Annotated in this window: 24 protein-coding genes; 15 read left to right on the top strand and 9 right to left on the bottom strand. The window is 72.8% G+C overall.

Going from position 1 to position 26,990, the window contains the following annotated elements:
• The 3 genes from rsgA to BZY54_RS24095 all read right to left on the bottom strand — a co-directional run.
• The coding region (rsgA, locus tag BZY54_RS24085; RefSeq protein WP_086727420.1) for a GTPase RsgA at positions 1 to 781 on the bottom strand (781 nt) is incomplete at its 3' end.
• Between the two features lie 365 nt (positions 782 to 1,146).
• Entirely contained in the window at positions 1,147 to 2,682 is a 1,536-nt protein-coding gene (locus BZY54_RS24090) for a cellulose-binding domain-containing protein (protein ID WP_086727421.1), read from the bottom strand.
• A 232-nt stretch (positions 2,683 to 2,914) separates the two neighbouring features.
• Entirely contained in the window at positions 2,915 to 4,255 is a 1,341-nt protein-coding gene (locus BZY54_RS24095; RefSeq protein WP_086727422.1) for a radical SAM protein, read from the bottom strand.
• Positions 4,256 to 4,482: 227 nt separating this feature from the next.
• Between BZY54_RS24095 and BZY54_RS24100 the strand changes: the two genes are divergently transcribed.
• The 3 genes from BZY54_RS24100 (at position 4,483) to BZY54_RS24110 (ending at position 7,233) form a co-directional block, all read left to right on the top strand.
• A complete protein-coding gene (locus BZY54_RS24100; RefSeq protein ID WP_086727423.1) occupies positions 4,483 to 5,727 on the top strand; it encodes an FAD-binding protein in 1,245 nt (414 codons plus the stop codon).
• A 146-nt stretch (positions 5,728 to 5,873) separates the two neighbouring features.
• Positions 5,874 to 6,449 carry a TetR/AcrR family transcriptional regulator gene (locus BZY54_RS24105; protein ID WP_086727424.1) on the top strand — a complete coding sequence of 192 codons (576 nt, stop codon included), beginning with the start codon at positions 5,874 to 5,876 and terminating at the stop codon, positions 6,447 to 6,449.
• A 1-nt stretch (position 6,450) separates the two neighbouring features.
• Entirely contained in the window at positions 6,451 to 7,233 is a 783-nt protein-coding gene (locus BZY54_RS24110; RefSeq protein WP_086727425.1) for an alpha/beta fold hydrolase, read from the top strand.
• 6 nt (positions 7,234 to 7,239) lie between these two features.
• Here the strand turns inward: BZY54_RS24110 and BZY54_RS24115 are convergent, their stop codons facing one another.
• The 3 genes from BZY54_RS24115 to BZY54_RS24125 form a co-directional block, all read right to left on the bottom strand.
• Positions 7,240 to 7,698, bottom strand: coding sequence for a hypothetical protein (locus tag BZY54_RS24115; protein ID WP_086727426.1), 459 nt, complete (start codon positions 7,696 to 7,698; stop codon positions 7,240 to 7,242).
• Positions 7,699 to 7,847: 149 nt separating this feature from the next.
• Positions 7,848 to 8,216 carry a VOC family protein gene (locus BZY54_RS50995; protein ID WP_086727427.1) on the bottom strand — a complete coding sequence of 123 codons (369 nt, stop codon included), beginning with the start codon at positions 8,214 to 8,216 and terminating at the stop codon, positions 7,848 to 7,850.
• 157 nt (positions 8,217 to 8,373) lie between these two features.
• On the bottom strand, positions 8,374 to 9,456 hold the full coding sequence (locus tag BZY54_RS24125) for a glycoside hydrolase family 43 protein (RefSeq protein ID WP_086727428.1): 1,083 nt from the start codon (positions 9,454 to 9,456) through the stop codon (positions 8,374 to 8,376).
• A 248-nt stretch (positions 9,457 to 9,704) separates the two neighbouring features.
• Here BZY54_RS24125 and mmuM point away from each other — a divergent pair, with 248 nt between their 5' ends.
• Positions 9,705 to 10,631 (top strand): homocysteine S-methyltransferase, encoded by a 927-nt coding sequence (gene mmuM / locus BZY54_RS24130; protein ID WP_086727429.1) that lies wholly within the window; start codon positions 9,705 to 9,707, stop codon positions 10,629 to 10,631.
• A gap of 523 nt (positions 10,632 to 11,154) precedes the next feature.
• Here mmuM and BZY54_RS24135 read toward each other — a convergent pair.
• Positions 11,155 to 12,753, bottom strand: a complete 1,599-nt coding sequence (locus BZY54_RS24135; RefSeq protein WP_208640737.1) for a carboxylesterase/lipase family protein — start codon at positions 12,751 to 12,753, stop codon at positions 11,155 to 11,157.
• Between the two features lie 425 nt (positions 12,754 to 13,178).
• On the opposite strand from BZY54_RS24135, the gene BZY54_RS24140 reads away from it, so the two are divergent.
• The gene (locus BZY54_RS24140; protein ID WP_086727440.1) at positions 13,179 to 13,580 is read left to right on the top strand and encodes a VOC family protein; all 402 of its coding nucleotides are present in this window, start codon (positions 13,179 to 13,181) and stop codon (positions 13,578 to 13,580) included.
• Here BZY54_RS24140 and BZY54_RS24145 read toward each other — a convergent pair.
• Together BZY54_RS24145 and BZY54_RS24150 are read right to left on the bottom strand one after the other, a co-directional pair.
• The gene (locus BZY54_RS24145) at positions 13,563 to 14,297 is read right to left on the bottom strand and encodes a helix-turn-helix transcriptional regulator (protein WP_086727441.1); all 735 of its coding nucleotides are present in this window, start codon (positions 14,295 to 14,297) and stop codon (positions 13,563 to 13,565) included. The two genes, BZY54_RS24140 and BZY54_RS24145, sit on opposite strands and share 18 nt — an antisense overlap.
• Positions 14,298 to 15,399: 1,102 nt before the next feature.
• Positions 15,400 to 16,578 (bottom strand): YihY/virulence factor BrkB family protein, encoded by a 1,179-nt coding sequence (locus BZY54_RS24150; protein WP_086727430.1) that lies wholly within the window; start codon positions 16,576 to 16,578, stop codon positions 15,400 to 15,402.
• A 258-nt stretch (positions 16,579 to 16,836) separates the two neighbouring features.
• Between BZY54_RS24150 and BZY54_RS24155 the strand changes: the two genes are divergently transcribed.
• The 10 genes from BZY54_RS24155 to cysD form a co-directional block, all read left to right on the top strand.
• Positions 16,837 to 18,471 (top strand): acyl-CoA dehydrogenase family protein, encoded by a 1,635-nt coding sequence (locus tag BZY54_RS24155; RefSeq protein ID WP_086727431.1) that lies wholly within the window; start codon positions 16,837 to 16,839, stop codon positions 18,469 to 18,471.
• A gap of 488 nt (positions 18,472 to 18,959) precedes the next feature.
• A complete protein-coding gene (locus BZY54_RS24160) occupies positions 18,960 to 20,249 on the top strand; it encodes a helix-turn-helix domain-containing protein (protein WP_086727432.1) in 1,290 nt (429 codons plus the stop codon).
• 250 nt (positions 20,250 to 20,499) lie between these two features.
• The gene (locus BZY54_RS24165) at positions 20,500 to 21,990 is read left to right on the top strand and encodes a hypothetical protein (RefSeq protein ID WP_086727433.1); all 1,491 of its coding nucleotides are present in this window, start codon (positions 20,500 to 20,502) and stop codon (positions 21,988 to 21,990) included.
• Between the two features lie 82 nt (positions 21,991 to 22,072).
• Entirely contained in the window at positions 22,073 to 22,645 is a 573-nt protein-coding gene (locus BZY54_RS24170; protein ID WP_086727434.1) for a GNAT family N-acetyltransferase, read from the top strand.
• A 149-nt stretch (positions 22,646 to 22,794) separates the two neighbouring features.
• Positions 22,795 to 22,878, top strand: a complete 84-nt coding sequence (locus BZY54_RS55115) for a putative leader peptide (protein ID WP_309486338.1) — start codon at positions 22,795 to 22,797, stop codon at positions 22,876 to 22,878.
• 164 nt (positions 22,879 to 23,042) lie between these two features.
• Positions 23,043 to 24,734, top strand: a complete 1,692-nt coding sequence (locus BZY54_RS24175; RefSeq protein ID WP_086727435.1) for a nitrite/sulfite reductase — start codon at positions 23,043 to 23,045, stop codon at positions 24,732 to 24,734.
• A gap of 76 nt (positions 24,735 to 24,810) precedes the next feature.
• Positions 24,811 to 24,993 carry a hypothetical protein gene (locus BZY54_RS24180; RefSeq protein ID WP_086727436.1) on the top strand — a complete coding sequence of 61 codons (183 nt, stop codon included), beginning with the start codon at positions 24,811 to 24,813 and terminating at the stop codon, positions 24,991 to 24,993.
• Complete coding sequence (locus BZY54_RS24185; protein ID WP_086727437.1) at positions 24,990 to 25,700, top strand: phosphoadenylyl-sulfate reductase; 711 nt, start codon at positions 24,990 to 24,992, stop codon at positions 25,698 to 25,700. Before BZY54_RS24180 ends, BZY54_RS24185 begins: the two co-directional genes overlap by 4 nt.
• Before the next feature lie 26 nt (positions 25,701 to 25,726).
• Entirely contained in the window at positions 25,727 to 26,263 is a 537-nt protein-coding gene (gene cysC, locus BZY54_RS24190) for an adenylyl-sulfate kinase (protein ID WP_244217312.1), read from the top strand.
• Positions 26,264 to 26,384: 121 nt separating this feature from the next.
• The coding region (gene cysD, locus BZY54_RS24195) for a sulfate adenylyltransferase subunit CysD (RefSeq protein WP_143668106.1) at positions 26,385 to 26,990 on the top strand (606 nt) is incomplete at its 3' end.

A 26,990-nucleotide genomic window follows, 5' to 3' on the forward strand; every position in this document is an offset into this window, starting at 1 on the left:
GCGCGAGCAGGTTGCGGGTGGTGGTCGTGTGCCGGCCCTTGCCGTCGGCGTCCCGGTTGGCCTGGACGTCCATCACGTCCTCGCCGAGCAGCGCGTTGGCGAGGGTCGACTTGCCGGCCCCGGACTGCCCGAGCAGCACGGAGGTCCCCTGGGAGACCGCGGCGACGAGCACGTCGAGGCCGTCCCCCGTCACGGCGCTGACCGGCAGCACCGTCACCCCCGGCGCCGCCGTCTCCACGTCCTGGACGAGGTACGACAGCCCCACCGCGTCCGGGACGAGGTCGGCCTTGGTCAGCACGACCATCGGCTGGGCGCCCGACTCCCAGGCCAGGGCCAGGAACCGCTCGATGCGGCCGAGGTCGAGTTCGGCGGCCAGGGAGACGGCGACGATCGCGTGGTCGACGTTGGCGGCGAGGATCTGCCCCTCGGACCGCTTGGAGGAGGTGGAACGCACGAAGGCGGTACGGCGCGGCAGATACGTCCGCACGTAGCGGGGGTTGCCGGCGGGCTCGACGGCGACCCAGTCGCCGGTGCACACGACGCGCATCGGGTCCGGCGGGGTGACGAACGCGGTGTCCGCGCGCAGCACGCCGTCGGCGGTGGCGACGTCGCACTGCCCGCGGTCGACCCGGACCACCCGGCCGGCCAGGAGCCCCTGCTCGGCGTACGGGGCGAACAGGTCCGCCCAGCCCTCGTCCCAGCCGTGGCCGGAGAGCGGGTGCGACGGAACCGAGGTGGAGGACGAGGTCGGAACCGAGGAGGAAGAGGTGGAGTGAGACAAGTCAAACCCTTCACAAGGGTGGCCCCGGCTGCGTGCGCACGCGGGTGCACACGGTGTGGGAAGGGTCAGCCGCAGGCCACGGAGGTGGAGTGGATGTGGATGCTCTTCTGGTCGTGGGCAGCGCCCGTCGCAAAGACAGCCATCGGTCACACCTCCCGTTCCTCGTCCGAGTCGGCTCAGTCGGCGGCGGCAGCCGACGGCCGCCGCGCGCAGTGGGGTTCAGCTTAGGGCGGCGCACACCGGGGTGCCACCGATTTTCCGTGGCGCCACACCACGTCGGCCCGAGTGCCGCACTCCGCAGGCCGGTTGGGAGGACACGTCCGGGTCCGGTGCGCGGTTGACCCGACCGCCGTCCCGGTGCCGTGTCAGACCGTGGCGCAGCTGTGGCCGTTCAGCGTGAAGTCGTCCGGTGCGGGGTTGCTGTCGTGCCAGGAGGCGATGAAGCCGAAGGAGAGGGTGCCGCCCGCGGGGACGGCCCGGTTGTAGTCGGCGGCGGTGGCGGTGACGCGGGAGCCGTCCTGGGCGAGGGTGGCGTCCCACATCTGGGTGATGTGCTGGCCGTCGCGGAAGGTCCAGGCGGCCCGCCAGGTGGCGAGGGCCCGGGTGGTGGTGACGGTGACATGGGCCTGGAAGCCGTCGGCCCACTGGTCGGCCAGGTCGTAGTGGATTTGGCAGGTCGGCGGCGCGCTCGTGGCCGGGCCGGGCGTGTCGCCCGGGCCCGGGCCGCCGTCGGTGCCGGTTCCGGCCGTGGGCGACGTGGTGCCCTGGGGTTCCGGGTCGGGGTTGTCGTGGCCGGAGCCGGTCGGCGTGCTGCTCGGGGCGGGCCGCCGGGACGCGGACGCCGAGGCGGCGGCCGAGGGCGAGCCGGAGTCCGAGTGCGGTGAGAGGTCGGCGGAGGGCAGGGCGAATCCGCGATCGGCGACCTGCCGGCGGCCGCCCTCGCCGTGCGCGGAGTCGCTGGTCGAGTCGCCGAACGGCATCAGCGAGACGGTCAGCGCCAGCGCCGACAGCGCGACCGCGGCGGCGAGCAGGCCGCCGCGCACCGCCCGCGCCCGGCCTCTGCCGGCCTCCCGCGGATCCCCGCTCTCGGTGTCGGCCGCGGTGCGCCTCGGGCCGAGGCGCACCTCGGCGGCCCGGCGGCGGCGCTCCAGGTAGGCCGGTCCGCCCCAGCCGATCACGCCGCCGGCCAGGGCGGCGGGCAGGGCGCCGCCGTGCGGCCGGAGGCAGCCGGCGGCCTCCGCGCACCGCACGCACGTGGCGAGGTGCCGGGAGAGGTCCTCGGGTTCCTCGGCCGCGGGCGCGGAGCGGGTGACCGCGTCCAGCAGCCGGGCGTACCGGCGGCACTCCGCGTCCATCGGTGTGTCGAGGTGGTTGCGGTGGCAGCGGTCCCGGAACAGGGACCTGACCTCGTCCAGTTCCTCGGACACCGTCGCCGGGTCGAGTCCCAGCCGGCGGGCCACGACGGCCAGTGGCAGCGCCTCCACCTCGGCCAGCCACAGCAGCGCGGCGTCGGCTTCCGGCAGGTCCCTTAGGCCGCGCAGCGCCGGCGGGCGGTGCAGCGGCGGGCCGGCGTAGCGGGCGGCCCGGTCGGAGTTGAGCCACAGCCGCAGGTCCGGGTCGAGCCGGTGACCGAGTCCCCCGGCCTCCCAGGCCGCCGCCGTGGTCCGCACCGCGGTCAGCATCAGCGGGATCGCGGGCAGCCTGGGCGTACGGCGGCCCCGGGAGGCGCCAGCGTCGGCGGCGCGCACCTCGCGCAGGCCGAGGGCGAACGCCTCCGCGGCCAGTTCCCGTGCCGCGGCGGTACCGGCCGTGCACAGGTCGGCGTAGGAGAGCACCGCGTCCCAGCATTCGGACGACAGCGCCGCCTCGGTGGCGTCCCTGGGGCTCGGCTGCTCGGACATGCGTCTCCTGCATCCACGGGCGAGGTCAACTGACCGCGTTCACGGCGGAGTTGGGGGCAGCCTCGCGGCAGGGGCAGAGCTTTGCACGTTTGGGACACAACTGACAAGCCGCGTATTCAGATGCCGTGACGCGCACCGCCGTCCCCGACTCCGCTCCGTAGTACGGCTCGGCGCCGCCCCCGACTCAGGGTGCCCGGAAACCTACACCGCACCCGTCCGTCGCGCCCCCTTCCTACGCGCTTTCCCCCACCGTCTCCTTCTGCGCCGAGTCGTCCGCCGGCAGGCTGTCCATGAAGGAGCTGACGGAGAAGACGGCGTGGCCGGGTCCGGGCGGGCCGTAGCCGGGGGGCGAGGAGAGGCCGAAGTCGTCCATCGTGGCGCGGTAGGCCTCCAGCAGCCGGATGTGGTACTCCAGCGGCGCGCCCTGCGGGTTGGCCTTGCCCAGCGGGGTGGTGGGCTCCGGGCACCAGGTGGTGAAGCGGGGCGTGATGCCGTGCGACATGAAGAAGCGCAGGCCCTCGGTGGTGGAGGCGATGGCCTCGTCGACCGTGGTGAAGCCGAACGGCTCGGCCATCTCCACGCCCGCCACGAAGTTGGGGATCACGTTGCGCGCACCGAAGACGTCCGCGGAGTCCAGGATGCGGCGGTGCCACTCGTCGCGGCCGACGTAGCGCTCCTTGCCGGGGCAGTACAGCTCGAACAGCCGGCGGTCCCACACCTCGAAGTTGGGGTGGTAGATCTGCACGCCGTAGTCCTTGAAGCGCTGCACGTCCGCCTTGGGCAGCGCCTGGGCCACGACCTTGCCGATCCACCGGCCCGGGAAGCGCTCCTCGATGGCCTTGGCGTAGTGGCCGTAGAAGTCGGCCTCGTCCCGGCCGGCGACGGTCTTGGTGATGGCGCCGCCGGTGAGGGTGTAGGCGGTGGACGCCTTCTGGGTGTCGTAGCGGTCGATGATCTCCAGTGCCTCGAGGACCTCTTCCACGTCCTTCACGCCCGTGTAGGGCCGGCCGGCGGCCTTGTGCTGGCGCCAGTTGTGGTTGATGTCGCAGTACTGGCACTCCTCCTTGGCGCCGAAGTACTGGCAGACCCGGAAGACGGTCAGGTAGATCAGGTAGCCCCACTGGATGGTGGGGGCCACCTCCATGACGGACTTCCCGTTGGTGAGGGTGTGGCGGTAGTACTCCGGCATGGGCGGCACGCCCACGTCGGCGATCCGCTTCCCGTCGAGGTAGAGCCCGAGCAGCCCCTCCTCGTCGGCGGCCACCCGGTAGGGCGAGGTGGGATTCACCCGAACGGAGACGACGGTGCGCCGCAGGTCGTACGGCCCACCGGTGAGGACGATCTCCTCGGGCGGGCGCCTGAGGGCGGCCTCGCCCAGCTCGGGCAGGGTGCCGTGGTCGAAGGAGAAGATGAAGTACGACTTCGGCTTGACGTCACCGCCTTCGTTGTCGCTGAGCGCGGAGGGGTCGAAGGCCACCCCGCCCCGCAGCAGGTCCTCCTTGAAGACGGCCTCCCGCGGCACATGCGGAAAGCGCTCCATCAGATCCTCGACCAGCGCGGTACGGCTGCCCATCCGGTCTCTCCTCCTGGCTCGGTGCGTACGACTCCTCACGGTATGCCCCCGCTCGGGGAGCGAGCGTGCCGGGTCCCCTCCCGGGCGCGGGAACGCGGACAACGGGGCGGTGATGCGGGCCAAAGAATTAGTATGGCGCCTTGACAAAAGTCGGTGGGGCCGCCGACCGTCAGGTAGGTTCCCTCGGCGTACGGGCGGGCCACGACCCCATGGGGAGGGACGACAGGATGACCGGGACCGTGACCAACTGGGCGGGCAACATCACCTACACCGCTGCGGAGGTGCACCGGCCGGACTCGGTCGAGGCGCTGCGGGCGGTGGTGAAGGGGAGCACGAAGGTGCGCGCCCTGGGCAGCGGCCACTCCTTCAACGAGATCGCCGACCCGGGCGCGGGCGGCGTGCTGCTGTCCCTGGACGCGCTGCCGGCCGAGGTGGACGTCGACACGACGGCCGGCACGGTCCGGGTCGGCGGCGGGGTCCGGTACGCGGAGCTGGCCCGCCGGGTGCACGCACACGGGCTGGCCCTGCCCAACATGGCGTCCCTGCCGCACATCTCGGTGGCCGGTTCGGTGGCGACCGGCACCCACGGTTCGGGGGTGACCAACGGGCCGCTCGCGGCGGCGGTACGCGAGGTCGAGCTGGTCACGGCGGACGGCTCGACCGTACGGATCCACAAGGGCGACGCACGGTTCGGCGGCGCGGTGACCTCCCTCGGCGCGCTCGGCGTGGTCACGGCACTCACGCTGGACCTGGAGCCGGCCTATGAGGTGGAGCAGCACCTTTTCACCGAACTCCCCCTGAACGGACTGGACTTCGAGACGGTGGCGGGCGCCGCGTACAGCGTCAGCCTGTTCACCGACTTCAGAGACGAGGGCTTCCGGCAGGTGTGGCTCAAGCGGCGCACCGACCAGCCGCTGCCCGCGTTCCCCTGGGCGGTGCCCGCCAAGGTCGCCCTCCACCCGGTACCCGGGATGCCCGCGGAGAACTGCACACGGCAGTTCGGCGTGGCGGGTCCCTGGCACGAGCGGCTGCCGCACTTCCGGGCGGAGTTCACCCCGAGCAGCGGCGCCGAACTCCAGTCGGAGTACCTGCTGCCGCGCTCCTTCGCCATGGACGCGCTGCACGCCGTCGACCGGATCCGGGAGACGGTCGCCCCGGTCCTGCAGACCTGCGAGGTGCGTACGGTCGCCGCCGACGAGCAGTGGCTGAGCCCGAGCCACGGCCGGGACACGGTAGCGCTGCACTTCACCTGGATCGAGGACACGGCGGCGGTGCTGCCGGTGGTGCGGCGGCTGGAGCAGGCGCTGGACGCCTTCGACCCGCGCCCCCACTGGGGAAAGGTGTTCGCCGTGCCGGCCGCCGCGCTGCGCGGGCGGTATCCGCGTCTGGACGACTTCCAGGCGCTGGTGCGCGAGCTGGACCCGGCGGGGAAGTTCACCAACGCCTTCGTACGGGACCTGCTCACCGACTGAGCGCCGGCGGGCACCGAACCAAGGGCCCCACGGGGCCGGGGCCATGAGAGTGAGCTACATGCCGTCCGCGTCCTGAAGGACCCTCCTGGGGCCATCACTAGGCTGTAACCTAGAGGCCCTAGGTTTCCAGGTCCGGAAAGGCGCCCATGGCTCGTGCCGGTGTCAGTGTGGAGCGGCTCGTCGTGGCCGCTGCCGAGCTCGCCGACGAGGCGGGGTTCGAGAACGTCAGCCTGTCCGCGCTGGCGCGGGGTTTCGGGGTGACGGACGCGAGCCTGTACTCGCACGTCAGGAACCTCCGGGAACTGCGCACCCGGCTCGCCCTGTTCGCCGGCGGGGAGATGATCGACCGGATCGCCACCGCCGTGGCCGGGCGGGCCGGGAAGGACGCCCTGGCCGCGTTCGCCGGCGCCTACCGGGAGTACGCCCACAGCCACCCCGGCCGCTACGCGGCCACCCGGATCCGGATCGACCAGGCCCTCGTCGCCGACTCCCCCGTCATGCGCCGCACCGCCGAGATCACCTACGGCATGCTGCGCGCCTACGGCCTGGACGAACCCGACCTCACCGACGCCGTCCGTCTGCTGCGCAGCACCTTCCACGGCTACTGCGCCCTGGAGGCCACCGGCGGCTTCAACGCGCCGAGGGACGTGGACGCGTCGTGGGACAAGGCCGTCGACGCCCTGCACACGGCACTCACCCACTGGCCGCGAGAGGATCGCTGACATGACCGACCCGTACTACGACGTGTGCGGCACCGGGCCCGTGCTGCTCCTCGTCCCGGGTGGGGCCGGGCACCCCATGGGGCTGGAACCGATGACACGGCGCCTCGCCCGGCGGTTCACCGTCGTCACCTACGACCCGCTCGGCCTCGCCCACGGCCGGCTCGGGCTGCCCGTCGCCGACCAGCGGGTGGAGGAGTGGAGCGACGGGGCGCGCAGGGTGCTCGACCAGGTGCTCCCCGACGGCGAGTCGGCCTGCGTCCTCGGCACCAGCTCCGGCGGCATCGCCGCACTGGACCTGGTGGCCCGGCACCCCGAGCGGCTGCGGCACGTCGTCGCCCACGAACCCCCGTGCGTGGCGGCATTGCCGGACGGGGCACGGCAGCGGGACCGCTTCCGGGAGGTGTACGACACCTATCGCGCGGCGGGGCCACAGGCCGCCGCGGCGCGGCTGGTCGCCGTGCTGCAGGAGCGGACCGTGCAGGACGGCGACCCCGAGGGCCGGCCTCTGACCGACGAGGAGGAGTCGTCCTCGCCGATGGCCCTCTTCCTGGCCCACGTACTGCGGCAGTTCACCTCGTACGTGCCGCACCCGGCTCCCGCGGCGGTGCGACTCTCCCTCGCCGCCGGCGCCGACTCCCGGGGCGGGCTCCTCCACCGGACGGCCGCGGTCCTCGCCGAGCGGTACGGCGGCGGCTTCGTCGAGTTCCCGGGCGGGCACATCGGGGCCGTCGAGCAGCCGGAGGCGTTCGCTGACCGGCTGATCGACGTGCTCGCTTCCCGGTGAGGGCGGTCAGGACAGGTCGCCCAGGGCGTCGGCGTAGTACGTGGATCCGGCGAGGTGCCGGGCGAGTTCGCGGAAGCTCCAGCCCTCGCCCGGCGAGTGGTCGAGTTGCTCGGCGCTGAGCGCGTCCAGGCGGTTCGCCCAGATCCGGGCCAGCCGGGTGAGGCGGCTGCGGGCCTCGTCCAGATCCTGCTGGGTGAAGGGTGCCAGGTCGGCCTCTGTCGTGATCGCGGAGGCGTGCCAGTGGTCGGGGCGGGGCTCCTCACCGGCCAGCCGCGCCTCCAGCTCCGCCAGGTGGTCGATCATGTGGTCGGCGACGCGGCGGATCGCCTTGTGCGGGGTGTAGACGCGGTCGTCGACGTGGGCGGGTGCGCCGTCCCAGGCCGTCCAGGTGGCGGCCAGGGCGAGCACGTGGTCGACCATGGCGGTCACGGATGCGGCGGGCGTGTCGTGGGCGGTCTCGATCATGCGGCCCACGCTAGGGGCGGGTTGCTTCGGCACCGGCCGAAGTGTCGGGCAGGTCCAGTGGCCGGTACGGGCCCAAGTGCCCGCGCACGCCTGCGCGGAGACGTGGGCTGCCGGTCCGCATACGTGGGCTGTTGGCCCAACGCCCTTCCTCAGCCCGCCCGTTCGGCCGCGCTGCGCTCCACGCAGAACTCGTTGCCCTCCGGATCCGCGAGGACCACCCAGCCCGTGCCGTCCGGGTTGCGGCGGTCGTCGACCTGCGTGGCGCCGAGTGCGAGCAGGCGCTCGACCTCCTCGTCGCGGGTGCGGTCCTGCGGCTGGAGGTCGAGGTGGACGCGGTTCTTCGCCGTCTTGGCCTCCGGCACGGTGACGAAGAGGAGCCCCGCGCCCTCGATCAGCGCCTCCTCGTCGCCCGGCTTGCCGTCCTCGTGCACGGGCAGGTCCAGGACCTGCGACCAGAAGCCGGCCAGGGCGTAGGCGTCGGCGCAGTCGATCGTCGTGTGGCGGATCGCTGAAGTCATGCGGGGATTCTGTCAGGCGCGTACGTGGTCGGCGCGGTCATTTCTCGCCGAGGGGCCAGGCGGTGTCTTCCCCTGCCGAGAGGCCCGGCCGGCCTGGGGCACCCCGGTTCCGGTCGGGGTGCCCCAGGGGTTCGTCCCGGCGTGACGGCGGCCGATGTCACGCGCTCCCTGGCGGTGTGTCGGCGACGGGTACGCCGAAGTCGGGGGTGCCGTCGCGCTTCCAGCCGAAGGTCTGGACCCGGGTGTGGCGGTTGGGATCGTTCAGCGGGTCGCCGGTGATCTCCTTGTACTGGCGGGCGTGGTAGACGAGCACGTCGGTGTGGCCGTCCTCGGCGACGGTGAAGCAGTTGTGGCCGGGGCCGTACTGTCTCGTGGTGTCGTTGCTGGTGAAGACGGGTGTTGGGGACTTGGCCCAACTCGCCGGGTCCATCAGGTCGCTGCCCGCGTCGGCGGTGAGCATGCCGATGCAGTAGTGGTGGTCGGTGGCGGACGCCGAGTAGGTGAGGAAGACGCGGCCGTTGCGCTGGAGGGCGTAGGGGCCTTCGTTGACCTTGTAACCGACGCATTCCCAGTCGTACTCCGGGGTGGAGAGGCGTATCTGAGGCCCGGTCAGGGTCCAGGGATTCTCCATCCTGGACAGCCACAGCGCGGTGTTGTTGTCCATGCCGGGTTCGTGCTGCGCCCACGCCAGGTAGCGGGTGCCGCGGTGGGTGAAGGTGGTGGCGTCCAGGGAGAAGGTCTCCCAGGCGGTCCTGATCCGGCCCTTCTCGGTCCAGGTGCCCTTGAAGGGGTCGGGGTGGGCGTTCTCCAGAGCCCAGATGCGGATGTCCCACACGCTTTCCGCGGGGGCCGCGGCGACGTAGACGTACCACTTGCCGCCGATGCGGTGCAGTTCCGGCGCCCAGATGTGCGAACCCATGTCACCGGTGGGGTGCGCCCGCCAGATGACGGACTCGGGGGCGGTGGCCAGGCCGCCGATGGTGCGGGAGCGGCGCAGGACGATCCGGTCGTACTCGGGGACGGTGGCCGTGAAGTAGTAGTGGCCGTCGGTGTGGCGGTGGATGTGCGGGTCAGCGCGCTGACGGACCAGAGGATTCACGTACGGGGCCGGCTTCGGGCCGGTGGCGGCCGCCCTGGCCACCCCGGGGCCGGCGGCCAGGGCGCCCGCGGCCAGGGCGGCGCTCTTCAGCAGCGTTCTGCGGCCGGGGACTTGGGGCAGGTCGTCGTGGTCGCGGCTCATGGGGACTGCCTCTCGGGTGGGGTCGTGAGGGGCGGACATGGTGAGGGGACACGCTTGTTGCAACTGTTCGAAATCACGGACGACATCTGTGATTACGAACGGAAAACGTAAGGGCGAGCCACGAGCAGGTCAACGGGTCCGGCGGGGCGAGAACCGTCGACGGATACGGCCCGCGACGACCCGGTCGGCCCGTGGCGGTTGCCGCGGCCGCCGTACCGAGCCCCGGCCACAGGGTCTAGCGTCATGGTATGCGCACGGACCCCTCCCCCAGCCTCGCCGAAACCCTCGCCGCGGGGACGGTGGTGCTCGACGGCGGAATGTCCAACCAGCTGGAGTCGGCCGGGCACGATCTGAGCGACGAACTGTGGTCGGCGCGGCTGCTGGCCGAGCGGCCGGAGGCGATCACCGAGGCACACCTCGCCTACTTCGAGGCGGGCGCGGACGTGGCGATCACCGCGAGTTACCAGGCCACCTTCGAGGGGTTCGCGCGGCGCGGCATCGGCCGGGAGCGGGCCGCCGGGCTCATGGCGTCGAGTGTGGTGCTGGCACGGGCCGCGGTGCGGCGGGCACGCGAGAAGGGCGTCGTACGGCCGCTGTGGGTGGCCGCGTCGGCCGGGCCCTACGGCGCGATGCTCGCGGACGGCTCGGAGTACCGGGGCCGGTACGGGCTCACCGTCGAGGAGCTGGAGCGCTTCCACCGGCCCCGCCTCGAGGTGCTGGCCGCGGCCCGGCCCGACGTGCTGGCCCTGGAGACGGTCCCGGACACGGACGAGGCCGAGGCCCTGGTGCGGGCCGTGCGCGGGCTGGGCGTCCCGGCATGGCTGTCGTACACGGCCGACGGTCCGCGCACCCGCGCCGGCCAGCCCCTGGAGGAGGCGTTCGCCCTGGTCGCCGACGCCGAGGAGGTGATCGCGGTGGGCGTGAACTGCTGCGCGCCCGAGGACGCGGACGCCGCCGTGGCGACGGCCGCCCGGGTGACCGGCAAACCGGTCGTCGTCTACCCCAACAGCGGCGAGGCCTGGGACGCCGGGGCCCGCGCCTGGAACGGCCGTCCCACCTTCACGGCCGACCGGGTCGCACGCTGGCGCGCCCACGGCGCCCACCTGATCGGCGGCTGCTGCCGGGTGGGCCCGGCGGCCATCACGGAGGTGGCCCGCGCTCTGACGGCGCCGTGACCTCCCGGCGAGCGGGGACCCGGCGCGGCCTGTAGAGCCCGGCGCCGGCGCCGTGCCCCTCCCCGGCGGCCGTGGACCCGGCTCAGCCTTCAGCGGAGCCCGATGACGGCGCCGTGACCCTTCGGCGGGCGGGGACCCGGCTCGACCTTGGGGGAGCCCGGCGACGGCGCCGTGACCCGGGCCGGGCAGCAACCCGACTCAACCTTCAACAGAGCCCAGCGACAGCGCCATGACCCTCCGACCGGGCAGGGACCCGACTCAACCTTCAACAGAGCCCAGCGACAGCCCCGTCCCCCCGACCAGGCAGGAACCCGCCTCAGCCTTCAGCAGAGCCCAGCGACGGCGCCATCACCCGGGCCGGGCAGGGACCCGGCTCACCTTCAGCAGAGCCCGGCAACAGCGCCCTGCCCCCGACCGTGCAGGAACCCCCCTCGACCTTCAGCAGAGCCCAGCGACAGCGCCCTGCCCCCGACCGTGCAGCGACCCGACTCACCTTCAGCAGAGCCCGGTGCCCCTTCGCCCGTCAGGTGCCGCGGACGCCGCCCGAGCGGCGCAGTCGGCGTATGACCGCGCGCAGTTCCGCGCTCCGGGCGGGGGAAGCGCCGACCGCGACCGGCGGCGTTCCGTCCGCAGCCGGGCCGGCCGTGGTGACGGCGACGGTGTCGGCCGCCCACAGGGCGAGTTCCGCGTCCCGTGGGCCGTACAGCGTGTGCGGCGGGCCGTCGCCGAAGACGCGCACCGGGTGGGTCGGGTCCCAGGCCTCCCAACCGGGATCACCCGCGGTGGCGAAGCGGACCCAGGCCGCGTGCATGGTGTCGGCCAGTTCCTGCGGGGCGCCCTCACCCGCCAGTCTGCGGGACTCCGGCACGTCCCCGGTGTCGAAGACGAAGCCGAGCTCCAGGGCGTGGCAGGCGCCCAGGTCGGGCAGGAGGGAGGGCCAGGCGAACTCGTAGACGTGAGCGGAGCCGGGGCGGGCGTCGGCCAGGCGGTGCAGCGGGCGGCGCAGCAGGTGGTCGGTGACCAGCTGGCCGACGATCTCGGCGGTGCCGGCCCGGGGCCGCAGGGACCGGTAGCCGCGGACCACCTCGTGTCCGCAGTGGCAGCGGGCCATGGCGCCGGCCAGCGCGACCGGACCGAGCCGGTCGACGCGTTCGAGGAGGCCTCCGGGCACCAGCCACAGCCGGTACTCGTCACGGGTCCAGCCCATGAGCAGGTCGGCGTCGCGCGCCGCCTCCCCGTCGATCAGTGCCTGCAGCGGGTCGCGGGGCACGAGGTCGCCGTCGACGACGATGCCGAAGGCGGGGCCGCCGAGGACCGGGCTGCTGAGGCGGCCGACCTCGGCCTGGGTACGCAGCAGCAGGTCACGGTCGACGGCGGCGAAGGCCTCCGCGGTGGCGGGCACCTTCAGCCGGGTCGCCATGCGGCGCACCATACGGCGCACCTTGTCCCGGTCGGAGGCCTCCGGGGGACCGCTCTGCAGGACGGCACGCCGGAAGAGGCCCTGGGCCTGCGGGGCGGCGATCAGCGCGCCGACGCTGATGGCGCCGGCCGACTGGCCGCACAGGGTGATCCGGTCGGGGTCGCCGCCGAAGGCCTCGATCGAGTCGTGGACCCACTTGAGCGCGGCGAGCTGGTCGCGTAACCCTGGGTTGGCGGGCGCGTCCGGGAACAGTCCGTAGCCCTCCACACCCAGTCGGTAGTTCGCGGAGACGAGGACGACCCCGTCGCGGGCGAAGGAGTGCCCGGCGTACACGGGCACGGCGGACGAGCCGCGGGTCAGCGCCCCGCCGTGCAGCCAGAGCAGGACGGGCAGCCGGGCGCCCGGGCCCGGCGCGGGCGTCCACACGTTCAGGTTCAGGCAGTCGTCGCCGGGCACGGCCGGGTCGGACAGGTACTGGGCGAAGGCCTCCGAGTACGGCGGCTTGGGCGCGGTCGGCCCGAAGGAGTCCGCGTCCCGCACGCCGTCCCACGGCTCGGGAGGCTCGGGCGGCCTGAACCGGCGGGGGCCGAACGGGGGCGCGGCGTAGGGGATGCCCCGGAAGGCGGCCACCCCGTGCTCGTATCGGCCGCGTACCGCCCCGTGAGGGGTTCTGACCACGGGTTCCGCCTGGTCTGCCGTCATGTGCCCACCAGCCCTTCGCCGCGCTCGTGCACCAGCACCGGTAACACCAGAGCACCACAAGGGCGCTCGGTATTCCGGCGCAGGAGGCCAGGATGGGGCTGTTCGGGCGTACACGGTCCCGTCGACCGGCAACGGCCACAACACCCGTGCGTCGGCCGATCGACCCACCGTCCCTCATCAGTGAGCAGGGGTGAGTCCTGCGCCCGTGCCTGGTCACTGCGGGCGTCCCGAACGGTTCCGGGTCCCTGAAGGGAACGGGCATGAGGCTGCCTCCTCCAACGGCGCGACCGCTTCACCTGCGAAACGTCACTGATCGGTGCGTCCTGCCGCCCGCTTGATGCCACCGCGCAGGTCGCGCGGAGGACGGGGTCCGCGTGTCCGATTCCTTCAAGACCGGCGGCCGGGGCGCTGCCTACCGTGTCCGCATGACTCCACGATTCGCCGTGGTCGGCCTGGTCGCCTCCGACCTGGCCGCCTCACTCGCCTTCTACCGCCGCCTCGGGCTCGTCTTCCCCGAGGGCGCCGAGGAACAGCCGCACGTCGAGGCCGAGTTGCCCGGCGGGCTCACCCTCGCGCTGGACACCGAGGAGACCGTCCGCTCCTTCCACCCCGGGTGGCGGCCCCCCGCCGGGGGCGGCAGGGTCGCGCTCGCCTTCCGCTGCGCCACGCCTGCCGACGTGGACGCCGTGTACGAGGACCTCGTCGGCGCCGGATACCACGGCGAGCTCAAGCCGTGGGACGCCTTCTGGGGAATGCGCTACGCGGTCGTGCACGACCCCGACGGCAACGGCGTGGACCTGTTCGCCGCGCTACCCGCGGGAGAGTAGGCCGCCCAACGGTATCCCGGTCAACTGCCGTACGTCTCGGGCGAGATGGGCCTGGTCGGCGAAGCCGGCCCGGGCCGCGGTATCGGCGAACGGCACGCCGGCGCGCGCGAGTGCCAGCGCCCGCTGCAGGCGCAGGACGCGGGCCAGCGTCTTGGGACCGTAGCCGAAGGCGGTCAGCGAGCGGCGGTGCAACTGACGGGCTCCCACGCCGAGTTCGTCGGCTGTCGCGGCGACCGGGCGGCCCGCGTCCAGAGCCGTGACGAGGTGCCGCAGCAGCGGGTCGGGCGGCCCCGTCGCGACCGCCCGCTCCAGGGCCACCTCTTCGAGCGCGACGGCCGGGTCCCGCGCCGAGTCCAGGCGCGCGCTCAGGCGCCGCACCTCCGCGGCGGGCCACAGCTCGGCCAGCTCGACACGCCGGTCGCGCAACTCGTGGGCGGGCACGCCGAGGTAGCCGGGGGCCGTGCCGGGGAAGAACCGCAGGCCGGCCCAGGGCGCGGGTGGCCCCGCGGGGTGGTACGCACGCGTGTCCGGCCCGGCGACCAGGAGCCGCCCCTCGCTCCACAGCAGGTCCATGCATCCGTCGGGCAGCACGGGCAGAACCCCGGGGCCGGACCCGGACCCCGCCGGAACATTCGTCCACACCACCGCACCGGGCAGCCGGGAGGGGCGCTCCGCGTACCCGGCCCCGGCCGCCCACGCGGGCGTCTCGACAACCACGTACACGAGGCTAGTGCGCGCCGGTCCTCAGGCGGCGGGGTGGGCCTGTCCTCAGACGGCGGAGTGGACCGGTCCTCAGACGGCGCGGTGGACCGGTCCTCAGACGGCGGAGTGAGCCGGTCCTCAGACGGCAGGGTGGTCGGGGTGGCCCCCGTCCGGCCCGGGTCCGTGGCCTCCCCAGGGTTACCGGTGGCCCCCCTGGCGGGTCCGGTCCGGACCCTCCGGGCTCGGTGGTGACTCCGGGCTGCCCGAACTGCTCCTGGTCTGTCGGGACCGGACCGCCCTTGCCCAGTCCCGATGACACTCCGGCCCGCCCGGGGCTGCACCCATCCGACCCTGGTGACAGCGCCAGGCTGTCCGGGGCCGTCCGAGTCCGAGCCCGGTGGCACCCGGCCTGTCCGGTACCACCCCCCACCCGGACTCAACGGCAAACGCGGCCCGGCCGACACCGCCCGCCCGAGCCCAGCGGCAACCCGGCCCCAGCCCCTCCGACACCACGTCCGCGCGGACCCAGCGGCAACCCCGGCACGCCCGGGACTGTCCCAGACCGCCCTTGGTGCCCGGGGCCATCTCGCAGCCGTCCGGGTTCGCACCGGACCGTGCTGAACCATCGGGGACCGCCCCGGACCGTCCCGGCTCACCGTGAGCCTCCCGACCCGTCCGGCCTCACCGTGGGCCTTTCGCCTCGTCCGGCCTCACCGTGAGCCTCTCACGCCGTCCCGACTCACCGTGGGCCTCTCACCCCGTCCCGACTCACCGTGGGCCTCTCACCCCGTCCCGACTCACCGTGAGCCTCTCACCCCGTCCCGACTCACCGGACCGTCGGCGCGCCCGTTCGGAATCGCCTCGGGCCGTCCACGATCCCACCGGACCCTCCCGGCCGTCCGTTCGAGCTCACCAGGGGCCTTCCGGCGGCGACCCGAGGGGCCCTCACCTGACCGCGCTGGTTCACCCCGGCACCGTCCCGCACCACCCGGGACACCGGCCACCGCCCGAGATCAGCCGGCAGCCTCCAGCATCACGGCACCCCCGGGCGCCTCCCAACCACCCGAGACCGGATCATCCGGCGCCCTTCGGCATCACCGCGGACGAACCCGTGCCGTCACTTCTCCCACTTCTGCGGTGACGAGCCGTTCTGGTTCTCCTTGTGCGGGCTGCGGGCCTGGATGGTCCTGGCGTGGGCGCGCAGGCGGGCGGTCACGTCCTCGGGGGGCAGGAAGCGCGACCAGCGCTCCGGGAACTCGGAGGGCATGTCCGGGTCGTCGGCACCGTCTGGGTCGGCGTCGCGGGCGGCGGCGGCGCGGGCGACGTACTCGGCGATCTGCGCCTCGCGCACCCGCTCGTTCGCGGCGCGGGCCGCGGCCGTGGCGGCGGCCGGCCAGACCCGGTCGATGGCGGCGTTGACCGCGGCCCCGACCAGCACGGCGAACGCGGACACGCCGATCCACAGCAGCACGGCGACCGGCGCGGCCAGTGAGCCGTAGATGGTGGGGCCCTCGACGGCACTGGTGAGGTAGATGCGCAGCAGGAGACTGCACACCACCCACATGGCCAGGGCGACCAGGGCACCGGGCACGTCCTCGATCCACGGCGAGCGCACGGGCACGGAGACGTGGTACAGCGTGGTCAGGAACGCGATGGACAGGACGATGACCACGGGCCAGTACAGGACCTGCACTACGGTCGTCGACCACGGCACGATCCGCACCACGGCGTCCGGTCCCGCGACCATCAGCGGCAGCGCGACCGAGCCGATCAGCAGTGCCACGACGAACAGCAGGAAGGCCATCAGCCGGGTCCTGACGATGCCGCGCACACCGTCCAGGCCGTACATCACGGTGATGGTGTCGATGAAGACGTTCACCGCGCGCGAGCCCGACCACAGCGCGAACACGAACCCGATGGAGATCACGTCGGGTCTGCCGCCCTTCATGACGTCCCGCAGGATCGGCTGGGTGATCTCCTTGACACCCTGGTCGGACAGGACCGTGCGGGAGGCGTCGAGGATGTTGCGCTCAAGACTGGCGATGGTGTGGGCGCCGGTCCAGCTGTCGACGTAGAAGAGCAGTCCGATCAGGCTGAGCAGCAGCGGCGGCACCGACAGCAGGGAGAAGAACGCCGCCTCGGCGGCCAGGCCCAGGATCCGGTACTCCATGCACGAGTTGACGGTGTCCTTCAGCAGCAGCCAGGCGGTCTTGCGTTTGGAGACGTTCCGGTAGAGGGCGCGGGCCCGGTGGAGGCGGCCGGACGGCCTGTCGGGGATATCACTGGCATGCTGCACGACCTAAAGGTATCCCTGTCCAGCCGTGACCCTGTCATCCGCCGGGGCATCCCCCGGAGACCTCCCCGGGGAGCACACAAGGCAGGACACGGGGTACGGCGGCCCGATCGGTCCGGCGGCCCGGCGGCGCGACCCGTCCGGCCGCGCGGTCCGTCCGGCGCGCAGCCGGTCGCTCCGTTCGGTCGGTCCGGCCGCCGGCGGCCGGTCTTCGGTGCCCTTGTGGTGACCGTCGGCGTACCGCGGGGTAGGTTCCGTTTCATGGCAGCCAGCACTCACTCCGTGACCAACCAGGTGCCCCCGCTGGTCGGCTACGACGTCTTCGCCGCCGACCGCGCCCTGGCCGAGGCGGTCGAACGGCACGTCGATCCCGCTCTGCTCGGCGAGGTGCGCGGCGAGCTGTCGGCGCTCGGGTGCTCCGCGGGCTCGGCCCAACTGCAGGAGTGGGGCGCACAGGCCAACGAGAACCCGCCGCGCCTGCGCACCCACGACCGCTACGGCCACCGGATCGACGAGGTGGACTTCCACCCGGCGTGGCACCGGCTGCTCGGCAAGGGCGTCTCGGCCGGGCTGACGGCCGCCTGGACGCGCCCGGCCGGGCATGTGCGGCGGGCGGCCGGGTTCCTGGTGTGGACGCAGGTGGAGGCCGGAAACGGCTGCCCGCTGTCGATGACCCACGCGGCGGTGCCCGCGCTGCGCACCGATCCGGACCTGGCGGCCGAGTGGGAGCCGCGCCTGACGTCGATGGTCTACGACCGTGGGCTGAGGCCCGCGCGTCTGAAGGCCGGGGCGTTGTTCGGGATGGGCATGACCGAGAAGCAGGGCGGCAGCGACGTACGGGCCAACACCACCTCCGCGCGGCCGCTCGCCGAGGCCGGGACCTACGAGCTGACCGGGCACAAGTGGTTCTGCTCGGCGCCGATGTCGGACGGGTTCCTGGTGCTGGCGCAGGCCCCGGACGGCCTCACCTGCTTCCTGGTGCCGAGGGTCCTGGCGGACGGCGGCCGCAACGTGTTCCTCATCCAGCGGCTCAAGGACAAACTGGGCAACCGGTCGAACGCCTCCGCAGAGGTCGAGTTCGACGGGACGTGGGCGCGCCGGGTCGGCGAGGAGGGGCGCGGTGTGCGCACCATCATCGAGATGGTGGCGGCCACCCGGCTGGACTGCGTGCTCGGCTCGGCGGGGCTGATGCGGCAGGCCGTGGCGCAGGCGGTGCACCACTGCACCTACCGCGAGGCCTTCGGCGGGCCGCTCGTCGACAAGCCGCTGATGCGCAACGTACTGGCCGACCTGGCACTGGAGTCGGAGGCGGCGACCACGCTGGCGCTGCGGCTCGCGGCGGCCTACGACGACGGGAGCGAGCAGGAGCGGGCGCTGTTGCGGATCGCGGTGCCGGCCGCCAAGTACTGGGTGACCAAGCGGTGCGCGCCGGTCGCGGTGGAGGCCGCCGAGTGCCTGGGCGGCAACGGGTACGTGGAGGAGTCCGGCATGCCCCGCCTGGTGCGGGAGTCGCCGCTGAACTCCATCTGGGAGGGCGCCGGGAACGTCCAGGCACTGGACGTGCTGCGGGCGTTGCAGCGGGAGCCGCAGGCGCTCAACGCCTATCTGCAGGAGGTGGGCCGGGCGCGCGGCGCCGACCACCGCCTCGACGCGGCGATCAAGAACCTGCTCACGGAACTGGCCGACCTGGACGGCATCGAGGCCCGCGCCCGGCGCCTGGTCGAGCGGCTGGCGCTGGTGCTCCAGGGGGCGCTGCTGGTGCGATATGCGCCGCCGGAGGTCGCGGACGCGTTCTGCGCCTCACGGCTGGGCGGCGACGCCGGCGCGGCCTTCGGCACTCTGCCGCACACGCTGGACCTCGCGGCGGTGGTGGAGCGGGCGCGTCCGGTCTCCTGACGGCGGTCACCGGCAAGGTCTGATCCTGGTGTCCCGGCGGCGGTCACCGGCAAGGTCTGATCCTGGTGTCCCGGCGGCGGTCACCGGAAGCCTCCGGCCTTGGTGTCCTGACGACCGTCACGGGAAACTCCCGGCGCCCGGGGTGCGGCGGTTTCCGGACAGCACGCGGGGGTGGTGCTGCGCCGACACGGCACCACCCCCGCTGCCGGCCCGTTGCAGGCCATCGGCGCCGCGCACGCGACGCTGAACAAGTTTCAATCAACACGCTGCTGTTCACCAGGGTTGCAGGGGGTTGCAACCCACCCCTGGGTGTGGCCGGAGCCGATCCTTCCGTCATCGGCGGACGGCACTATGAACCGGACAGTCGGGAAGGCCGCCGACGCGTGGCCGGAACGCTCCGGGGAAACCGGTCCTCGGCGGCTCCGCGGGCGGGGCCCCTGTGGTCGGTGGCCCCGACGGTCGGTGGCCCCTTGTGGCGGGAGGACCCAGTGGCGAATGCGCCGTTGGACGTGAACCGGATCGCCGCCGTCGACGCGGCGCGTGCGGCGCGGCTGCTCAGCGAGGTGCGCTCGGCGGCTCTGGCGGGACAGCGCACGAGCGTGGCCCCCCGTCCGGTGATCGAACAGTCCTGGGAGCGCATGATGCGCAGCGGCGTCGACCCCGAACACGGCTTCAGCCCCGGGCTGCTGCCCCGCGAGGAGGTGGAGCGGCGGCGCGAGGCCTCCCCGCTGCGGCACGTGCTGCCGGTGCTGCGGAAGGGGCTGCTGTCGGTCGCGGACGTCGCCCAGCACATCATGGTCGTCGCCGACGAGGACGGTCGGGTGCTGTGGCGGGAGGGTCATCCGTCGGTGCTGCGCAAGGCCGACGGGCTCGGGTTCGAACTCGGCGCCGACTGGCGGGAGGACGTGGTGGGGACCAACGGGGTCGGCACCCCGGCGGTGGTGCGCCGGCCCGTGCAGGTCTTCGCCTCCGAGCACTTCGTGCGTTCGCACACCACCTGGACCTGCACCGGCGCCCCCGTCACCGACCCCCGGGACGGCCGGCTGCTCGGCGTGGTCGACGTCAGCGGGCCACTGGAGACCATGCACCCGGCGACGCTGGCCTGGGTGGACTCGGTGGCCAAGCTGGCCGAGGCGCGGCTGCGGGAGTTGCATCTGAGCGCGTTGGAGCGGCTGCGCGCGGTGGCCGCGCCGGTGCTGGCCCGGCTGGGCGGCCGGGCGGCGGTGGTGGACCAGGACGGTTGGACTGCGGCGGTGACCGGAATGCCGTACACCCCGCGGATCCCGCTGCCCAAGTCGGTCTCGCCGGGCCGCCGGTGGCTGCCGGCGGTCGGCCTGTGCTCCCTGGAGCCGCTGGCGGGCGGCTGGTTGGTACGGGCCGGCGAGGAGGCCACCGCGCACGGCGACGCCCGGATCGTGCTGGACCTGACCCGCACGCGCCGCTGGTCGGTGGCCGTCTCCGGGGGCGCGGGCTCCTGGTCGCACGAGCTCAGCCCCCGCCACGCCGAGCTGCTCTATCTCCTCGCCGTGCACCCGGCCGGGCGGAGCGCGGCGGACCTGGCCGAGGCGGTGTTCGGCGATCCGGCCCGCACGGTCACCGTCCGGGCCGAGATGTCCCGGGTACGGCGCTATCTGGGGGCCCTTCTCGAACACCGGCCGTACCGCTTCCGCGAAGGTGCCGAGGTCCGGGTACTGCTCCCGGAGGATCCGCGCGACCTGCTGCCGCACTCGACGGCTCCCGCGGTGCGGCGGGCAGGGGTGTCGTCTCCCGCGCTCTGAACCGACGTGGCCACAGCGGACCTGACCCGGGCCGACGTGGCCCGAGTCGGCGCGTCCCGAGTAGTCCCGGCGTGGCATCTTCCGCATATTTGCGGGGTCTTCGTCCTGCGGCGCGCCCGACTGCCGTAGCATCGCCTGCGGGCCGCCCCATCCGCTCCTCGGTCAACGCTCGGACCACCCGGCGCAGTTGAACCGCCCGGTCGGCGAGCGCGTCCCGAGCCGGGCCGAGCCCTGAAAAAAGGGGGGTTGGATGAAGCAGCGCGGCAGACACCGCCGGCGCAGGCGGGGCAGGGCGTTGCGCGCCGTGCTGGCCGGGGCCGGCCTCGCACTGACCGCCGCCGCCACGCTGATCAGCGCCTCCCAGGCCACGGTCACCGACGACCCCGGAGCCCTGAAACCCCTCACCTCCCCCGCCGAACTGGACAGACTGCGGCTGACGGAACAGCCGGTGCCCGAGCGGTCCCTGGACCGCCTCGCCTCGGCGATGGGCCGACCGGTCGGCGTCGGCGCCGTGCTGCGGAGCGCCGACCACACGCTGCGCACCGAGGACGCCTGCACGGCCGAGGAGAGGAAGGCGCTGCCCGTCGAGCCGGCGGCCGCCCGCGCCTACTGCTGGGACACCGCCGACGCCGCCACACGCGAGTGGCGGCCAAGGTCCGTGACCACCTCCGGGGACGCCGAAGCCGACGGCCGGTGGGGCGCACACCGCGTGATCCTCTCCGGCTGGACCCACCTGGGCGGCGGCGCCGACCGCGACCTGGCAAGGGTGGCGTTCGTGAACGCCGACGACCCGGACCGCCTCACCTACACCTGGGCCCTGCTGGCCGTGCCCGTCGACGGCGGACGCGACTACCGGGGGCTCGCCTCGCACGTGTCGGGGATGGTCTGGTACCAGGACAAGCTGCTGGTCACCACCTCCGGCACCGAACCCGAGGCGCTGTACGTCTACGACCTGCGCCGCATCCAGCGCGCCACCGTCACCACCGACGCGATCGGCCGGGTGCCCGGCGGCTGGTCGGCGCACGGCTACCGGTGGGTGCTGCCCGCGGTCGCCGCCTACCGTCCCACGGAGGGACGGTGCGACGACGTGACCGGTACGCCGGGCACGACCACCACGCCGGGCGCGACCGGCGTAACCGATCCGAACCGGACGCCTGGCAAGCACAGTTCAGGCAAGTCCACCGATTCGCCCGATCTCACAGGCCCAGCCGGCTCGACCGGTTCGACGGCCTCCGCCGATTCGCCCGACCCCAAGGCCCCCTGTCCCAACGGCCTCTCCCTCGACCGCACCTCCGCCCCGGCCAGTCTGGTCGCGAGCCAGACGTCGCGCAGGGGCAGTGGACGGCACACCCGTCTGTGGCGGTACTCCTTCAGCGCGGACCCCGCCCGCTCCGGACTGCTGGCCGCCGACTCCAGCGGGACGGTGACCGCCGACGCGGCGTACGAGACGAAGGCGGACGGCGTGCGGGGCGTGCTGTCGCGCCGCACGGGCCCGACCGGGCCCGACCGCTGGTACCTGAGCCGGGCCGCCGGGGCGCACGGCGCACACGGCACGCTGTGGCGGCAGGATCTGCACGGCGCCCAGGCGACGGAGTGCGGATCGTCCGACGACACGCACCGCTGCTGGGGCGACGGCACCGGCTCCCTGTCCTACTGGGAGTCGACCGGCGAGCTCTGGTCGCTGTCCGGACGCACACTGTTCGCACTGCCGCTGTCCTCGGTCGAGCGGGAGATGCGTTAGGGCGCGGACGGAGGCCGGGAGGGCCCCGCTCGACCACAAGCCCGATCGACAGAAGCCCTGGCCGGATGATTCCCTGACCGGCATGACGAACATCGCCGTGACCACCTGGTCCCTGGAGCAGACCGCCCCCACCGACCTCCTCCCGGCCGCCACACCCGAGGGGGATGTCCGGATCGTCCGCTCCGAGGTACCGTCGCCCGAGTTCAGCCGGTTCCTGTATGCGTCGGTCGGCGGCGACATCCGCTGGACGGACCGGCTCGGCTGGACCTACGACCAGTGGCGGGAACACCTGGAGCGTCCGGGCGTCGAGACATGGGTGGCGTACGACCGGGGAACGCCGGCGGGTTACGTCGAGTTGGAGGCGCAGGACGACGGGGTGGTGGAGATCGTCTACTTCGGGCTGGTCCCCGCCTTCCGCGGCCGGCGGATCGGCGGCCACCTGCTGTCGTACGGCGCCGGCCGCGCCTGGGACCTCGCCGACCGCTGGCCTGGGCTGGCGACGACCAAGCGGGTGTGGCTGCACACGTGCAGCAAGGACGGCGAGCACGCGATGGACAACTACCAGCGCCGCGGCTTCAGGCTCTTCGACACCAAGGTCGAGGAGGAACCGGAGGTGGCGACTCCGGGCCCCTGGCCGGGCGCGTACGCCGCCTGAACCCGGTCCGACCTGGACGGACACAACCGCTTTCCGGTCACTTTCCGGCCGTGTGATCAACGACACCCTTGTTCCACATCGTGGGACAAGGGTGTCCGCATCTCGGATAAAGCTGGACTGTGTCCAGATCGCCGTGCCACGCTGCCGTCATGTCTGGAACTGGAATCGCCTTGGTGAGTCGACGGCACGTCGACCTCGGCCGCATGTCCAGCGCCATCTGTCCGGCGAGCTGACCCGCCCGCAGTGGCCTTGCGCCACGGGCCGGTACCACCGGATTTCCTGATTTTCCCCTCCGCTGCCCCTGCGCAACGACGCGCATGCCTGCCCATTTGCCCATGCGCCTGCGTCCGCGCAGGTCAGAGCCGCATTCCACGCTGTCCCGAAGGACGTATCGACCATGGCCGCCTCTTCGCAGAACTCCGTCGCGCCCCGCCGCAAGGTGAGCCGTCACCGCGGCGAGGGACAGTGGGCCGTGGGGCACCTGACCCCGCTCAACGGCAACGAACAGCTCAAGAAGGACGACGACGGTCTCAATGTGCGGACACGCATTGAGACGATCTACTCCAAGCGCGGCTTCCACTCCATCGACCCCAACGACCTGCGGGGACGCTTCCGCTGGTGGGGTCTCTACACCCAGCGCCGCCCCGGGATCGACGGCGGCCGCACGGGTGTGCTGGAGCCCGAGGAGCTCGAGGACGAGTACTTCATGATGCGCGTCCGCATCACGGGCGGCCGGCTCACCACCGAGCAGCTGCGCGCGATCGGCGAGGTCTCCGAGACGTACGCCCGCGGCACCGCTGACATCACCGACCGGCAGAACATCCAGTTCCACTGGGTGCGCATCGAGGACGTGCCGGCCATCTGGGAGCGCCTGGAGTCGGTAGGCCTGTCCACCACCGAGGCGTGCGGCGACTGCCCGCGCGGCATGCTCGGCTCCCCCGTCGCCGGCGTGGCCGAGGACGAGATCATCGACGGCACGGCCGCGCTGAACGAGATCGTCCGCCGCTACATCGGCGACCCCCGGTTCTCCAACCTGCCGCGCAAGTACAAGACGGCCGTCTCCGGCTCCCCGCTGCTGGACGTCGCCCACGAGATCAACGACATCTCCTTCGTCGGCGTCGTCCACCCCGAGCACGGTCCCGGCTTCGACCTGTGGGTCGGCGGCGGTCTGTCCACCAACCCCAAGTTCGGTGTGCGGCTGGGCGCCTGGGTGCCCGAGGCGGACGTACCGGAGGTGTGGGAGGCCGTCACCTCCGTCTTCCGCGACTACGGCTACCGGCGGCTGCGCAACCGGGCCCGGCTGAAGTTCCTGATCGCCGACTGGGGCGCGGAGAAGTTCCGTCAGGTCGTCGAGGACGAGTACCTGGGCCGCAAGCTCATCGACGGACCGGCACCCGAGATGCCCGCCCAGCAGTGGCGCGACCACATCGGTGTGCACCGCCAGAAGGACGGCCGCTTCTACGTCGGTTTCGCCCCGCGTGTCGGCCGGATGGACGGCTCGCTGCTCACCAAGGTCGCCGCACTGGCCGAGGAGCACGGCTCGGGGCGGGTGTCCACCACCGTCGAGCAGAAGATGATCATTCTGGACGTTCCACAGGACCGGGTCGACTCGCTGGTCGAGGGTCTGGAGGCGCTGGACCTGCGGGTCGATCCCTCGCCGTTCCGGCGCGGCACGATGGCCTGCACGGGCATCGAGTTCTGCAAGCTCGCCATCGTGGAGACCAAGGAGCGCGGCAGCGACCTCATCGACGAACTCGAGCGCCGGCTGCCCGACTTCGACGAGCCGCTGACCATCAACATCAACGGCTGCCCGAACGCCTGCGCCCGCATCCAGACCGCGGACATCGGTCTCAAGGGCCAGCTGGTCACCGACGCCGAGGGCAACCAGGTCGGCGGCTACCAGGTCCACCTCGGCGGCGCGCTCGGGCTGGAGCCGTCCTTCGGCCGCAAGGTGCGCGGCCTGAAGGTGACCTCCGCGGAGCTGCCCGACTACATCGAGCGGGTCCTCAAGCGCTACCAGGCCGAGCGAGAGGCCGGCGAGCGCTTCGCCACCTGGGCGGCGCGCGCTTCCGAGGAAGCTCTGTCGTGAGTTTCGCGAGTGAGCCGGCACCGGCGTCCAGCGCCCCGGAGGCGAACCGAGCCTCCATCCAGAGGGAGGCTCTGTCGTGAGTGAGCGTGCCGCGCCCTTCTACTGCCCCTACTGCGGTGAGGAGGACCTGCGTCCGAGCGAGCAGGGCCACGGCGCATGGGAATGCGCGGCGTGCAACCGGGCCTTCCAGTTGAAGTTCCTCGGGCTGCTCGCCGGAGGGCTTCGACAGGCCGACAACGGAGGGGACGACCCGATATGACGGTGATTCAGCAAGAGCGCACCGCAGAGGAGTTGAAGGCGCTGGCCGAGCAGGCCGGACGTGACCTGGAGGACGCCTCGGCACTTCAGATCCTCCGGTGGGCGGCCGAGACGTTCGGCAAGCGGTTCTGCGTGACCTCCTCCATGGAGGACGCGGTGGTCGCCCACCTCGCCTCCCGTGCGATGCCCGGCGTCGACGTGGTGTTCCTCGACACCGGCTACCACTTCCCGGAGACCATCGGCACCCGCGACGCGGTCGAGGCGGTGATGGACGTCAACGTCATCACCCTCACGCCCCGGCAGACGGTCGCCGAGCAGGACGCCGAGTACGGCCCGAAGCTCCACGACCGCGACCCGGACCTGTGCTGCAGGCTGCGCAAGGTGCAGCCGCTGGAGGAGGGGCTGAAGGGCTACCAGGCCTGGGCGACGGGGCTGCGCCGCGACGAGTCCCCGACCCGGGCGAACACCCCGGTGGTCGGCTGGGACGAGAAGCGGCAGAAGGTGAAGATCTCCCCCATCGCACGGTGGTCACAGGAAGATGTGGCAGCGTACGTCGCCGAGCACGGAGTCCTCACGAATCCGCTGCTGATGGACGGCTATGCCTCCATCGGCTGCGCCCCGTGCACGCGCAGGGTCCTCGAGGGCGAGGACGCGCGCGCAGGACGCTGGGCGGGCCGCGCCAAGACCGAGTGCGGGCTGCACGGATGACCACGACACACATTCAGGAGAACCACGTGAAGACCGGAGCCACCGTCTGGCTCACGGGTCTGCCGAGTGCCGGCAAGACCACCATCGCGCACGAGCTGGCTGGGCGGCTGCGCGAGGAGGGCCACCGCGTCGAGGTGCTCGACGGCGACGAGATCCGCGAGTTCATCTCGGCGGGCCTCGGCTTCAGCCGCGAGGACCGGCACACCAACGTGCAGCGCATCGGCTTCGTCGCCGAACTGCTCGCCCGCAACGGCGTCCTCGCGCTGGTCCCGGTGATCGCGCCGTACACGGACAGCCGGGACGCGGTGCGCAAGCGGCACGAGGAGCACGGCACGGCGTACGTCGAGGTGCACGTCGCGACCCCGGTCGAGGTGTGCTCCGTACGCGATGTGAAGGGCCTGTACGCCAAGCAGGCCGCGGGCGAGCTGACCGGACTGACGGGCGTCGACGACCCGTACGAGGAGCCCGAGTCGCCGGACCTGCGGATCGAGTCGCAGAACCAGACCGTGCAGGAGTCCGCGGCGTCCGTGTACGTGCTGCTCAGCGAAAGGGGACTCCTGTGAGCGACGCACGCACGGCCGCCGGGCCGCAGACGAGTACGAAGGCCGCACCTCTGCGCCGCGCGGGCGGAGATGGTGGCACTCCCTGGACGAAGTCCTTGGGGGAGAACGAAAGGGGCGCAGCATGACGACGACCGTCGCCGAGGTCGAGGAGGGCACCGGCAGCCCGTACGCCCTCTCCCACCTGGACGCGCTGGAGTCCGAGGCGGTGCACATCTTCCGGGAGGTGGCGGGCGAGTTCGAGAACCCGGTGATCCTGTTCTCCGGGGGCAAGGACTCCATCCTCATGCTGCACCTCGCGCTGAAGGCGTTCGCGCCGGCGTCGGTGCCGTTCGCGCTGCTGCACGTGGACACCGGGCACAACTTCCCCGAGGTCCTGGAGTACCGGGACCGGACGGTCGACAAGCACGGGCTGCGGCTGCACGTCGCCTCCGTGCAGGACTACATCGACCGCGGTGTGCTCAAGGAGCGCCCGGACGGCACCCGCAACCCGCTGCAGACACTGCCGCTGACCGAGAAGATCCAGGCGGAGAAGTTCGACGCGGTCTTCGGCGGCGGCCGCCGCGACGAGGAGAAGGCCCGCGCCAAGGAGCGGGTGTTCTCGCTGCGCGACGAGTTCTCCCAGTGGGACCCGCGCCGCCAGCGCCCGGAGCTGTGGAACCTGTACAACGGGCGGCACGCGCCCGGCGAGCATGTGCGGGTCTTCCCGCTGTCCAACTGGACCGAGCTG

Origin of the sequence: Streptomyces carpinensis, assembly GCF_002154505.1 — a bacterium.
Lineage (GTDB): Bacteria > Actinomycetota > Actinomycetes > Streptomycetales > Streptomycetaceae > Streptomyces > Streptomyces carpinensis.

What these genes read in the sequence shown, in the direction of transcription:
- BZY54_RS24115 (WP_086727426.1), bottom strand. Translation starts at nt 7,698, where the DNA reads ATGATCGAGACCGCCCACGACACGCCCGCCGCATCCGTGACCGCCATG.
- BZY54_RS50995 (WP_086727427.1), bottom strand. Translation starts at nt 8,216, where the DNA reads ATGACTTCAGCGATCCGCCACACGACGATCGACTGCGCCGACGCCTAC.
- BZY54_RS24135 (WP_208640737.1), bottom strand. Translation starts at nt 12,753, where the DNA reads ATGACGGCAGACCAGGCGGAACCCGTGGTCAGAACCCCTCACGGGGCG.
- BZY54_RS24185 (WP_086727437.1), top strand. Translation starts at nt 24,990, where the DNA reads ATGACGGTGATTCAGCAAGAGCGCACCGCAGAGGAGTTGAAGGCGCTG.
- BZY54_RS24110 (WP_086727425.1), top strand. Translation starts at nt 6,451, where the DNA reads ATGACCGACCCGTACTACGACGTGTGCGGCACCGGGCCCGTGCTGCTC.
- BZY54_RS24165 (WP_086727433.1), top strand. Translation starts at nt 20,500, where the DNA reads ATGAAGCAGCGCGGCAGACACCGCCGGCGCAGGCGGGGCAGGGCGTTG.
- BZY54_RS24170 (WP_086727434.1), top strand. Translation starts at nt 22,073, where the DNA reads ATGACGAACATCGCCGTGACCACCTGGTCCCTGGAGCAGACCGCCCCC.
- BZY54_RS24100 (WP_086727423.1), top strand. Translation starts at nt 4,483, where the DNA reads ATGACCGGGACCGTGACCAACTGGGCGGGCAACATCACCTACACCGCT.
- mmuM (WP_086727429.1), top strand. Translation starts at nt 9,705, where the DNA reads ATGCGCACGGACCCCTCCCCCAGCCTCGCCGAAACCCTCGCCGCGGGG.
- BZY54_RS24155 (WP_086727431.1), top strand. Translation starts at nt 16,837, where the DNA reads ATGGCAGCCAGCACTCACTCCGTGACCAACCAGGTGCCCCCGCTGGTC.
- BZY54_RS24125 (WP_086727428.1), bottom strand. Translation starts at nt 9,456, where the DNA reads ATGAGCCGCGACCACGACGACCTGCCCCAAGTCCCCGGCCGCAGAACG.
- BZY54_RS24105 (WP_086727424.1), top strand. Translation starts at nt 5,874, where the DNA reads ATGGCTCGTGCCGGTGTCAGTGTGGAGCGGCTCGTCGTGGCCGCTGCC.
- BZY54_RS55115 (WP_309486338.1), top strand. Translation starts at nt 22,795, where the DNA reads ATGTCTGGAACTGGAATCGCCTTGGTGAGTCGACGGCACGTCGACCTC.
- BZY54_RS24175 (WP_086727435.1), top strand. Translation starts at nt 23,043, where the DNA reads ATGGCCGCCTCTTCGCAGAACTCCGTCGCGCCCCGCCGCAAGGTGAGC.
- BZY54_RS24090 (WP_086727421.1), bottom strand. Translation starts at nt 2,682, where the DNA reads ATGTCCGAGCAGCCGAGCCCCAGGGACGCCACCGAGGCGGCGCTGTCG.
- BZY54_RS24140 (WP_086727440.1), top strand. Translation starts at nt 13,179, where the DNA reads ATGACTCCACGATTCGCCGTGGTCGGCCTGGTCGCCTCCGACCTGGCC.
- BZY54_RS24095 (WP_086727422.1), bottom strand. Translation starts at nt 4,255, where the DNA reads ATGGGCAGCCGTACCGCGCTGGTCGAGGATCTGATGGAGCGCTTTCCG.